This window comes from Spirillospora sp. NPDC046719 (assembly GCF_040645715.1).
In the GTDB taxonomy this organism is placed as follows: Bacteria; Actinomycetota; Actinomycetes; order Streptosporangiales; family Streptosporangiaceae; genus Spirillospora.
Genome location: NZ_JBEYYT010000342.1, coordinates 1 through 10,605, shown reverse-complemented (window position 1 = coordinate 10,605; position 10,605 = coordinate 1). Strand labels below are relative to the sequence as shown.

Here is a 10,605-nt window from a genome sequence, read left to right as displayed (position 1 = left end):
GCCACCGCCGCCACCGCGACGCTCGCGGCCACCGCCGCCACCGCCGGCGGCGCGCTGCTGCGCGGCCTTCTGCTCACGCTCGGCGCGCGTCGCCGCGGCCTCGCCCTTGTAGATCCACACCTTCACGCCGATGCGGCCGAACGTCGTCCGGGCCTCGTAGAACCCGTAGTCGATGTCGGCGCGCAGCGTGTGCAGCGGCACCTGGCCCTCGCGGTAGAACTCCGACCGCGACATCTCGGCGCCGCCGAGACGGCCGCCGCACTGCACCTTGATGCCCTTGGCGCCGGACTTCATCGCCGACTGGATCGCCTTGCGCATGGCGCGGCGGAACGCGACCCGGCTGGACAGCTGCTCGGCCACGCCCTGCGCGACGAGCTGCGCGTCGATCTCGGGGTTCTTCACCTCGAGGATGTTCAGCCGGACCTGCTTGCCGGTCAGCTTCTCCAGGTCGCCCCGGAGGCGCTCGGCCTCCGCGCCGCGGCGGCCGATGACGATGCCCGGCCGGGCGGTGTGGATGTTGACCTCGACACGGTCACGGGTCCGCTCGATCTCCACCTTGGAGATGCCCGCCCGGTCCATGCCCTTCTGCAGCATGCGCCGGATCTGGACGTCTTCCTTGACGTAGTCCTTGTAGAGCTTCGTGGCGAACCACACGGACTTGTGGTCGGTGGTGACGCCCAGGCGGAACCCGTGCGGGTTGATCTTCTGACCCACTACCGGGCCCTCCTCGTCTTCTTACCGCCGGCCGAAGCGACCTCGTCCTTCGGGGCGACGACCACGGTGATGTGGCTCGTGCGCTTGTTGATGCGGTAAGCCCGACCCTGGGCGCGGGGACGGAAACGCTTCAGCGTCGGCCCCTCGTCGACCCACGCGCCGCTCACGACGAGCGTGCCCGTGTCGAGCTTGAAGTTGTGCTCGGCGTTGGCAATGGCACTGGCCAGCACCTTGCCCACCGGCTCACTGGCGGCCTGGGGGGCGAACCGCAGCACCGCCTGCGCCTCCGCGGCAGGCAGGCCGCGGATGAGGTCCACCACGCGGCGGGCCTTCATGGGCGTGACGCGGATGAACCGCGCCTGGGCCCTGGCTTCCATCGCTGTTCCCTCTCTCCTACGTGCCCGCTCAGCCGCGACGGCTGCGGCGGTCTTCCTTGACGTGGCTGCGGAACGTCCTCGTCGGCGCGAACTCGCCGAGCTTGTGCCCCACCATGGCGTCGGTGATGAACACCGGCACGTGCTTGCGGCCGTCGTGCACGGCGATCGTGTGACCGATCATGTCCGGCACGATCATGGAGCGCCGGGACCACGTCTTGATGACGTTCTTGGTGCCCTTCTCGTTCTGAACGTCCACCTTCTTGATCAGGTGGTCGTCCACGAAGGGACCCTTCTTAAGGCTACGTGGCATGACGAGCGACTCCTACCGCTTCTTCTTGCTGCGACGACGGACGATCAGCCGGTCGCTCGACTTGTTCGCCTGGCGAGTGCGGCCTTCCTTCTTACCGTTCGGGTTCACCGGGTGCCGACCGCCGGAGGTCTTGCCCTCACCACCACCGTGCGGGTGGTCGATCGGGTTCATGGCCACACCGCGGACGGTCGGGCGCTTGCCCTTCCACCGCATCCGGCCGGCCTTGCCCCAGTTGATGTTCGACTGCTCGGCGTTGCCGACCTCGCCGACCGTCGCGCGGCAGCGCACGTCCACCATCCGCATCTCGCCCGAGGGCATGCGCAGCGTGGCGTACTTGCCCTCCTTGGCCAGCAGCTGGACGCCGGCGCCCGCGGAGCGGGCGATCTTGGCGCCGCCGCCGGGCCGCAGCTCGATGGCGTGGATGACGGTACCCGTCGGGATGTTGCGCAGCGGCAGGCAGTTGCCCGGCTTGATGTCCGCGCCCGGCCCGTTCTCGACGCGGTCGCCCTGGCGCAGGTTCCGCGGCGCGAGGATGTAGCGCTTCTCGCCGTCGGCGTAGTGCAGCAGCGCGATGCGGGCGGTGCGGTTCGGGTCGTACTCGATGTGCGCGACCTTCGCCGGGACGCCGTCCTTGTCGTGCCGGCGGAAGTCGATCACGCGGTAGGCGCGCTTGTGGCCGCCGCCCTGGTGCCGGGTCGTGATGCGGCCGTGGTTGTTGCGGCCGCCCTTCTTGGGGAGAGGACGCAGCAGCGACTTCTCCGGCTCGCTGCGCGTGACCTCGACGAAGTCGGCCACGCTGGAGCCGCGACGACCCGGAGTCGTCGGCTTGTAGTTACGGATGCCCATCTTTTTCGTTCATCCTTATTTCAGTCTTCGGGACGACCTGGCTCTTTAGGCCGGGCCGCCGAAGATGTCGATCCGCTCGCCCTCGGCGAGGCTGACGATGGCGCGCTTGGTGTCCTTGCGCTTGCCGTAGCCGAACCGGGTGCGCTTGCGCTTGCCGGGCCGGTTGAGCGTGTTCACGTTCGTCACCTTGACGCCGAACACCGACTCGACGGCCTGCTTGATCTGCGTCTTGTTGGCGTCGGTCCGGACGACGAACGTGTACTTGTTCTCGTCCAGCAGCCCGTAGCTCTTCTCCGAGACGACCGGCGCGATGATGACGTCGCGGGGGTCGGCGATCTTGTTCACTGTGCGACCCTCCTTACTTCTTCGCCGCGCGCGAGATGAACTCGTCGTACGCCTTCTGCGTGAAGACGACGTCGTCGTTCACCAGCACGTCGTAGGTGTTGAGCTGGTCGGAGACGAGAACGTGCACGCTCGGCTCGTTGCGCAGGCTCTTCCAGGTCAGCTCGTCCTCGCGGTCCAGGACCAGCAGGACGCGCTTGGCCTCGGTGACCGAGCGCAGCGCCGTCAGCGCCGTCTTCGTCTTCGGGGTGTCGCCCTCGATGATGTGGTCGACCACGTGCACCCGGCCGTAGCGGGCGCGGTCCGACAGGGCGCCGCGCAGCGCGGCGGCCTTCATCTTCTTGGGCGTCCGCTGCGAGTAGTCCCGCGGCTGCGGGCCGTGCACCGTGCCGCCGCCGGCGAACTGGGGGGCGCGGGTCGAACCCTGGCGGGCGCGGCCGGTGCCCTTCTGCCGGTACGGCTTCTTGCCGCCGCCGGACACCTCGCCGCGGGTCTTCGTGGCGTGCGTCCCCTGCCGCGCCGCGGCCAGCTGCGCCACCACGACCTGGTGGATCAGCGGCACGCTGGTCTTCGCGTCGAAGACCTCGGCGGGCAGGTCGATGTCGAGCTTGGAGGTCACTTGCCCGTCCCCTTCACTGCGTCGCGGACCAGCACCACGCCGCCGTTGGGACCGGGAACCGCGCCCTTGATGAGCAGCAGGTTCTTCTCCGCGTCGACGGCGTGGACGGTCAGGTTCTGCACGGTGGTACGGGCGTTGCCGTGCCGTCCCGCCATGCGGAGGCCCTTGAAGACGCGACCCGGGGTCGCGCAGCCGCCGATCGAGCCCGGCGAGCGGTGCTTGCGCTGGGTGCCGTGCGAGGCGCCGAGGCCCTTGAAGCCGTGGCGCTTCATGACACCGGCGGTGCCCTTGCCCTTGCTCGTGCCGGTGACGTCGATCTTCTGGCCGGCCTCGAAGACGCCAGCGGTGATCTCCTGGCCGAGTTCGAACTCGGTGGTGTCGTCCGAACGCAGCTCGACGAGGTAGCGGCGCGGCGTGACGCCGGCCTTCTCGAAGTGGCCCGTGCGCGGCTTGTTCACCTTGCGCGGGTCGATCTGCCCGTACCCGATCTGGACGGCGGTGTAGCCGTCCTTCTCCTGGGTGCGGAGCTGCGTGACGACACACGGCCCGGCCTGGACGACGGTCACCGGAACGATCCGGCCCTCATCGTCGAAGACCTGGGTCATGCCGAGCTTCTCGCCCAGGACGCCCTTCCTCTGCGTGCTCATTTCTGGTGCGTCCCTCAGAGCTTGATCTCGATGTCAACGCCGGCCGGAAGGTCGAGCCGCATCAGCGAGTCGACCGTCTTGGGCGTCGGGTCGATGATGTCGATCAACCGCTTGTGCGTGCGCATCTCGAAGTGCTCGCGGCTGTCCTTGTACTTGTGCGGCGAGCGGATGACGCAGTACACGTTCTTCTCGGTCGGCAGCGGCACCGGGCCCGCGACCTTGGCGCCCGTCCGCGTCACCGTCTCAACGATCTTCTTCGCGGAGGTGTCGATGACCTCGTGGTCGTAGGCCTTGAGCCGGATGCGGATCTTCTGTCCCGCCATGGTGGCCTCGGTGTCCTTTGCTGTAGTGCCGCTGTTTACTTCCCGTGACGCGGCGGCCCAGTCGCCCGGTCCTGCCGGCGGCTGGGCCGCCGCGTCCACGAGGGGTGTTACTTGATGACCTTGGTGACGCGACCGGCGCCGACCGTCCGGCCACCCTCACGGATGGCGAACTTCAGGCCCTCCTCCATGGCGACGGGCTGGATCAGCTCGACGCGCATCTCGGTGTTGTCGCCCGGCATGACCATCTCGGTGCCCTCGGGGAGGTTCACCACGCCGGTGACGTCCGTGGTCCGGAAGTAGAACTGCGGACGGTAGTTGTTGAAGAACGGCGTGTGGCGGCCGCCCTCGTCCTTGGACAGGATGTAGACCTGCGCCTCGAACTCGGTGTGCGGGGTGTTCGTGCCCGGCTTGATGACGCACTGGCCGCGCTCGACGTCCTCGCGCTTGATGCCGCGCAGGAGCAGGCCGACGTTGTCGCCCGCCTGGCCCTGGTCGAGCAGCTTGCGGAACATCTCGACACCGGTGACGGTCGTCTTGGACGACGCGTCCTTGATGCCGATGATCTCGACTTCCTCGTTGACGTTCACGACGCCGCGCTCGATGCGGCCGGTGACGACCGTGCCGCGACCGGTGATCGAGAAGACGTCCTCGATCGGCATCAGGAACGGCTTCTCGGTGTCGCGCACCGGCTCCGGCACGTTCTCGTCGACGGCGTTCATCAGCTCGACGATGGACTCGGACCACTTCTCGTCGCCCTGCAGCGCCTGGAAGGCGGACACGCGCACGACCGGGACGTCGTCGCCCGGGAACTCGTACTCGGACAGCAGCTCGCGGACCTCGAGCTCGACGAGCTCCAGGATCTCCTCGTCGTCCACCATGTCGCACTTGTTCAGCGCGACGACGATGTAGGGGACGCCGACCTGGCGGGCCAGGAGCACGTGCTCCTTGGTCTGCGGCATCGGGCCGTCGGTCGCGGCGACCACCAGGATGGCGCCGTCCATCTGCGCCGCACCGGTGATCATGTTCTTGATGTAGTCCGCGTGACCGGGGCAGTCCACGTGCGCGTAGTGCCGGGACTCGGTCTGGTACTCCACGTGCGCGATGGAGATCGTGATACCGCGCTCGCGCTCCTCCGGCGCCTTGTCGATGTCCTCGAACGGCGTGAAGGGGTTGAGGTCCGGGTACTTGTCGTGGAGCACCTTGGTGATCGCCGCGGTAAGCGTGGTCTTACCGTGGTCGATGTGACCGATGGTGCCGATGTTCACGTGCGGCTTCGTCCGCTCGAACTTGGCCTTCGCCACTGGTTGCTCCTTGTTGCGATCCTCGGCCGTCTGGAACGACCGCTTCGATGTACGTCTGGTGTGATCTGTGGGCAGGCCCGGGTGCTTACTCGCCCCGCGCCTTCGCGATGATCTCCTGCGCGACGTTCCCCGGAACCTCGGCGTAGGAGTCGAACTGCATGGTGAAGACGGCCCGGCCCTGGGTCTTGCTGCGCAGATCACCCACGTAGCCGAACATCTCGGACAGCGGCACGAGCGCCTTGATGACGCGCATCCCGCTGCGCTCGTCCATGGACTGGACCTGGCCGCGGCGGCTGTTGAGGTCGCCGATCACGTCGCCCATGTTGTCCTCGGGCGTGGTGACCTCGACGGCCATCATCGGCTCCAGCAGCGTCGGGGACGCCTTGCGGGCGGCCTCCTTGAACGCCATGGAACCGGCGACCTTGAACGCCATTTCCGACGAGTCGACCTCGTGGTAGGCGCCGTCTCGCAGGGTGACCTTGACGCCCACCATCGGGTAGCCGGCGAGGACACCGAACTCCGCGGCCTCCTGGCAGCCCGCGTCAACCGACGGGATGTACTCCCGCGGGATACGGCCACCGGTGACCTTGTTCTCGAACTCGTAACCGTCGGACCCGCCGCCGAGCGGCTCCAGGTCGATGATCACGCGGCCGAACTGGCCGGAGCCGCCCGTCTGCTTCTTGTGGGTGTACTCGACCTTCTCGACCTTCTTGCTGATGGTCTCGCGGTAGGCCACCTGCGGCTTGCCGACGTTGGCGTCGACCTTGAACTCGCGCTTCATCCGGTCGACGAGGATCTCCAGGTGGAGCTCGCCCATGCCGGAGATCACGGTCTGGCCGGTGTCCTCGTCGGAGCGGACCTGGAAGGACGGGTCCTCCTCGGCCAGCCGCTGGATCGCGGTGCCCAGCTTCTGCTGGTCGGCCTTGGTCTTCGGCTCGATCGCCACGTGGATGACCGGCGCCGGGAAGTTCATCGACTCGAGGACGATCGGGTCCTTCTCGTCGCACAGCGTCTCACCGGTGGTGGTCTGCTTGAGGCCCATCACCGCGACGATGTCGCCGGCGCCCGCGCGCTCGATCTCGGTGCGCTTGTTGGCGTGCATCCGGTAGATCTTGCCGATGCGCTCCTTGCGCTCCTTGACGGAGTTCATCACGCTCGCGCCGGACTCCAGCACGCCGGAGTACACGCGGACGAAGGTGAGCTTGCCCAGGTGCGGGTCGCTGGCGATCTTGAAGGCGAGCGCGGAGAACGGCTCGTCCTCGCTCGGCTTGCGGGTGAGGACCTTCTCCTCGTCGCGGACCGCGTGGCCCTCGATGGCCTCGACGTCCAGCGGCGAGGGCAGGTAGCGGACGATCGCGTCCAGCAGCGGCTGCACGCCCTTGTTCTTGAAGGCGGTGCCACAGGTCACCGGCGTCACGGCGGCGGAGATCGTGGCGCGGCGGATGCCGGCGTGCAGCTGCTCCACGGTGGGCTCGTTGCCCTCCAGGTACAGCTCCATGATCTCGTCGTCGTTCTCGGCGAGCGTCTCGACCAGCTTGTCGTGCCACTCGCGGGCCGACTCGGCGTGCGTCTCGGGGATGTCGACCGTGTCGTACATCTCGCCGAGCTTGGCCTCCTCGTTCCACAGGAGGGCCTTCATGTTCACCAGGTCGATGACGCCCTTGAAGTCCGCCTCGGCGCCGATCGGCAGCTGCAGCACGAGCGGGACCGCGTTGAGACGGTTCTCGATCATGTCGACGCAGCGGTGGAACTCGGCGCCGACGCGGTCGAGCTTGTTGACGAAGCACATGCGGGGCACGCCGTAACGGTCGGCCTGGCGCCACACCGTCTCGGACTGCGGCTCGACGCCGGCGACACCGTCGAACACCGCGACCGCGCCGTCGAGCACCCGCAGGTTGCGCTCCACCTCGATGGTGAAGTCGACGTGCCCCGGGGTGTCGATGATGTTGATCGTGTGCTTGACGTCGTCGACGGGCCATTCGCAGGTGGTGGCGGCGGAGGTGATGGTGATCCCCCGCTCCTGCTCCTGCTCCATCCAGTCCATGGTGGCGGCGCCGTCGTGGACCTCGCCGATCTTGTAGCTGATGCCCGTGTAGTACAGGATCCGCTCGGTCGTCGTGGTCTTGCCAGCGTCGATATGGGCCATGATCCCGATGTTGCGGACCTTGGCCAGGTCTACACCGGTTTTGGTAGCCACAGTGTCCTCGCGTCCTCGCGTCGTCTGGTCGTTCTCAACCCGCCGGGGTTACCAGCGGTAGTGGGCGAAGGCCTTGTTGGACTCCGCCATCTTGTGGGTGTCCTCGCGCTTCTTGACAGACGCGCCGAGTCCGTTGCTCGCGTCGAGCAGCTCGTTCATCAGCCGCTCGGTCATGGTCTTCTCGCGACGCTGCCGGGCGTACACCACCAGCCAGCGCAGGGCGAGGGTGGTGCTGCGGGCCGGCCGCACCTCGACGGGGACCTGGTAGGTCGCGCCACCGACACGGCGGCTGCGGACCTCCAGGGTCGGCTTGACGTTGTCGAGCGCGCGCTTCAGCGTGACGACCGGGTCGTTGCCGGTCTTCTCGCGGGCGCCCTCGAGGGCGTCGTACACGATGCTCTGCGCGATGGAACGCTTGCCGTCCAGGAGAATCTTGTTGATGAGCGCGGTGACCAGCGGCGAGTTGTACACCGGGTCAGCGATCAGCTGGCGCTTGCCAGCGGGGCCCTTGCGCGGCATCAGCTCTTCTCCTTCTTCGCGCCGTACTTGCTGCGCGCCTGCTTGCGATTGCGGACGCCCTGAGTGTCGAGCGACCCGCGGATGATCTTGTACCGAACACCCGGGAGGTCCTTCACACGGCCGCCGCGCACGAGCACGATCGAGTGCTCCTGCAGGTTGTGACCGACGCCGGGGATGTAGGCCGTGACCTCAATCCCGCTGGTCAGCCGGACACGGGCGACCTTGCGAAGCGCGGAGTTCGGCTTCTTGGGCGTCGTCGTGTAGACGCGCGTGCAGACACCCCGGCGCTGGGGGCTCTCCTTCAGCGCGGGCGTCTTGTTCTTGGTCACCTTGTCCTGGCGGCCCTTGCGGACCAGCTGCTGGATCGTGGGCACCGCGTCTCCGTCTTCCCTCGTACCGAGCCGGTAAGTCCTGTTGCTGCAATCACCACCTCAGGCGAGGCTGTGACCTGCCGGTTTCCCGACCTCTCCGACCCACGCGGTCGGGCGTGTCGCCGGTTCACGGAGCATTGCCCGCGAACAACCGACACAGACCGCCCGGCCCATCTCAGGGCCGAATCAAGCCGGGGAGTAGATGCGGCGCTGGGCCGGTCCTGTCGAACCTCGCCGGCGCGCACGCATAGCGGCCCGCATACAGCGGGCACAAGTGAAGAGGTTACCGACCCCTTCGCCAAAGTGCAAAGCGAAGAGCGCACTACCGCGTGAGCCCCGTCCGGCGCAAGCCCGGAGGGCCCTCGAAAGCCGACTCACCCGTACAGATCAACGGAAGAAGGCCGACGGGTGTTCCCGCCCGGTGGCGGGAAGACCCGTCGGCATTGTGACCCACGCCCCGGCTCTTGGGGAAGACGTGGACGATCTTTTACGCCCTCCCCCGCCGGGGCCTGCTAGAGGACGAACGCGACGATCAGGACGATGAGGATCACCGCGACGACCGCGCCGCCGATGATGTACAGGAGCGTGTTGTTCTTGCCGCTCTTGCCCTCGTCGGCCCCGTACGTGGTCGGCTGGCCGTACTGACCCGGCTGCCCGAACTGTCCCTGCTGGCCGTGCTGGCCGTGCTGAGCGGGCTGGCCCGGCTGGCCGAACGCGGGCTGGCCGCCGTACTGCTGCTGGTCGCCGTACTGCTGCTGGTCGCCGGGCTGGCCGAACTGCTGCCCGCCCTGCTGCTGGCCGAAGCCCTGCTGCCCGTACTCCTGCTGCTGCCCGTAGTCCTGCTGCTGGCCGTAGTCCTGCTGCTGCCCGAACTGCTGGCCGTACTGCTGCTGGTCCTGCTGGGCGCCGAACTGCTGCGCACCGTACTGCTGCTGCTCACCCTGCTGGCCGAACTGCTGCGCGCCCTGCTGCTGGCCGTAGCCCTGCTGCTGGCCGTAGTCCTGGCCGAACTGCTGCGCGCCGGGCTGCGGCGGCTGCTCCTGGGACTGCGGCTGCCACGACTGCTGCCCGATGTCCAGGCGGGTGTGCTCGGCCATCCCGCCGGACGGCTCCGCGGCGTGCCGGCCCTGCGACTGCGCGGACGGGCCGAACGCCTCGGTCGGCCGGGCGTCCTCGACGCCGCGGGCGCCGAACGCGGGCGGCTCCTCCGGCTGCGGGGACCCGCCGAAGCCCGACTCGGGCGGCGGGACCATCATCGTCCGCTCGTGGTCGGCCTGGCCCTGGCCCGGCCCGCCCTGCTGCTGCCCCGGCTGGGACGCCTCGGGCGACCACGGCTCCGGCGTCGACGGCGGCACCGGCGCCTGCCACGGCTCGGCGGGCGGCTCCTGCCGGCGCTCCGGGCCGGTCGCGACGGGCACGTCCGTGCCGGGCGACCAGTGCAGCGTCGCCTGGTCGTCCACCGGGGGACGCTGCGGCCGCTCGGGCTCCTGCCCGCCCGCGCCGGGTCCGGGCACGATCAGGGTGCGCTCGTTGCCCGCGTCCTGCGGCTGCCCCGGGGCCGGCGGCGCCTGCTCGGCGGGCGCGCCGCCCTCGGGCGCGCGCGGCTCCGGAGGCGGCGCGTAGCCGCCCTGGGCGCCGAACGGCGGCTGGCCGTACTGCTGCTGCTCCTGCGGAGCGCCGTGCATCGGCTGCTGCGGGTACGCCTGCTGCTGGGGCTGGCCGTACTGCTGCTCGGGCTGCTGGCCGTACTGCTGGCCCGGCTGGCCGCCGTACTGCTGCTGCTCCGGCGGCGGGAAGCCGCCCGGGCCGGGAGGCGCGCCGTAGGGCGCCTGGCCTCCGGGCTGCTGCCCGTAGGGCTGCTGCTCGTACTGCTGCTCGTACTGGGGGGCGCCGTACTGCTGCTGGGGCGGCGGCGGGGGCTGCTCGCCGTACTGCCGCAGCGGCTGCTCGACCATCGTCGGGGGCGGCGGCGGAGGCGTCTGCCGCTCCTGCTCGCCGGGCTCCTGCGGCGCCGGGGGCCGCTGCCCGCCGGCCGCGCC

At 68.9% G+C, this 10,605-nt stretch carries 13 protein-coding genes; all 13 read right to left on the bottom strand.

The annotated features are described in order from the left end of the window. On the bottom strand, positions 1-714 hold a 714-nt coding region (gene rpsC, locus ABZ914_RS38055), incomplete at its 3' end, for a 30S ribosomal protein S3 (protein ID WP_500199276.1). After that, positions 714-1,091 (bottom strand): 50S ribosomal protein L22, encoded by a 378-nt coding sequence (gene rplV, locus ABZ914_RS38050; protein ID WP_151543208.1) that lies wholly within the window; start codon positions 1,089-1,091, stop codon positions 714-716. The genes rpsC and rplV, both read right to left, overlap by 1 nt. Positions 1,092-1,119: 28 nt before the next feature. Further along, positions 1,120-1,401: a 30S ribosomal protein S19 gene (gene rpsS, locus ABZ914_RS38045; RefSeq protein WP_067454662.1), complete on the bottom strand. Its 282-nt coding sequence runs from the start codon at positions 1,399-1,401 to the stop codon at positions 1,120-1,122. 12 nt (positions 1,402-1,413) lie between these two features. Then, on the bottom strand, positions 1,414-2,247 hold the full coding sequence (gene rplB, locus ABZ914_RS38040) for a 50S ribosomal protein L2 (RefSeq protein WP_151543207.1): 834 nt from the start codon (positions 2,245-2,247) through the stop codon (positions 1,414-1,416). Positions 2,248-2,292: 45 nt separating this feature from the next. Continuing rightward, positions 2,293-2,592, bottom strand: coding sequence for a 50S ribosomal protein L23 (gene rplW, locus ABZ914_RS38035; protein ID WP_151543206.1), 300 nt, complete (start codon positions 2,590-2,592; stop codon positions 2,293-2,295). A 13-nt stretch (positions 2,593-2,605) separates the two neighbouring features. Continuing rightward, entirely contained in the window at positions 2,606-3,208 is a 603-nt protein-coding gene (gene rplD / locus ABZ914_RS38030; RefSeq protein WP_190862628.1) for a 50S ribosomal protein L4, read from the bottom strand. Then, positions 3,205-3,855, bottom strand: coding sequence for a 50S ribosomal protein L3 (gene rplC / locus ABZ914_RS38025; protein ID WP_151543204.1), 651 nt, complete (start codon positions 3,853-3,855; stop codon positions 3,205-3,207). Before rplC ends, rplD begins: the two co-directional genes overlap by 4 nt. Before the next feature lie 14 nt (positions 3,856-3,869). After that, the gene (gene rpsJ, locus ABZ914_RS38020; protein ID WP_018657599.1) at positions 3,870-4,178 is read right to left on the bottom strand and encodes a 30S ribosomal protein S10; all 309 of its coding nucleotides are present in this window, start codon (positions 4,176-4,178) and stop codon (positions 3,870-3,872) included. A 107-nt stretch (positions 4,179-4,285) separates the two neighbouring features. Continuing rightward, on the bottom strand, positions 4,286-5,479 hold the full coding sequence (gene tuf, locus ABZ914_RS38015; RefSeq protein ID WP_190862626.1) for an elongation factor Tu: 1,194 nt from the start codon (positions 5,477-5,479) through the stop codon (positions 4,286-4,288). Positions 5,480-5,564: 85 nt separating this feature from the next. Next, positions 5,565-7,676 (bottom strand): elongation factor G, encoded by a 2,112-nt coding sequence (gene fusA / locus ABZ914_RS38010; RefSeq protein WP_190862624.1) that lies wholly within the window; start codon positions 7,674-7,676, stop codon positions 5,565-5,567. Positions 7,677-7,724: 48 nt separating this feature from the next. Beyond that, a complete protein-coding gene (gene rpsG / locus ABZ914_RS38005; RefSeq protein WP_021597494.1) occupies positions 7,725-8,195 on the bottom strand; it encodes a 30S ribosomal protein S7 in 471 nt (156 codons plus the stop codon). Next, positions 8,195-8,569: a 30S ribosomal protein S12 gene (rpsL, locus tag ABZ914_RS38000; protein WP_030176166.1), complete on the bottom strand. Its 375-nt coding sequence runs from the start codon at positions 8,567-8,569 to the stop codon at positions 8,195-8,197. Before rpsL ends, rpsG begins: the two co-directional genes overlap by 1 nt. Positions 8,570-9,078: 509 nt before the next feature. Further along, positions 9,079-10,605: hypothetical protein (locus ABZ914_RS37995; protein WP_500199273.1), on the bottom strand; the 1,527-nt coding region annotated here is incomplete at its 5' end.

What these genes read in the sequence shown, in the direction of transcription:
- rplC (WP_151543204.1), bottom strand. Translation starts at nt 3,855, where the DNA reads ATGAGCACGCAGAGGAAGGGCGTCCTGGGCGAGAAGCTCGGCATGACC.
- rpsG (WP_021597494.1), bottom strand. Translation starts at nt 8,195, where the DNA reads ATGCCGCGCAAGGGCCCCGCTGGCAAGCGCCAGCTGATCGCTGACCCG.
- rplV (WP_151543208.1), bottom strand. Translation starts at nt 1,091, where the DNA reads ATGGAAGCCAGGGCCCAGGCGCGGTTCATCCGCGTCACGCCCATGAAG.
- rpsS (WP_067454662.1), bottom strand. Translation starts at nt 1,401, where the DNA reads ATGCCACGTAGCCTTAAGAAGGGTCCCTTCGTGGACGACCACCTGATC.
- rpsJ (WP_018657599.1), bottom strand. Translation starts at nt 4,178, where the DNA reads ATGGCGGGACAGAAGATCCGCATCCGGCTCAAGGCCTACGACCACGAG.
- rplB (WP_151543207.1), bottom strand. Translation starts at nt 2,247, where the DNA reads ATGGGCATCCGTAACTACAAGCCGACGACTCCGGGTCGTCGCGGCTCC.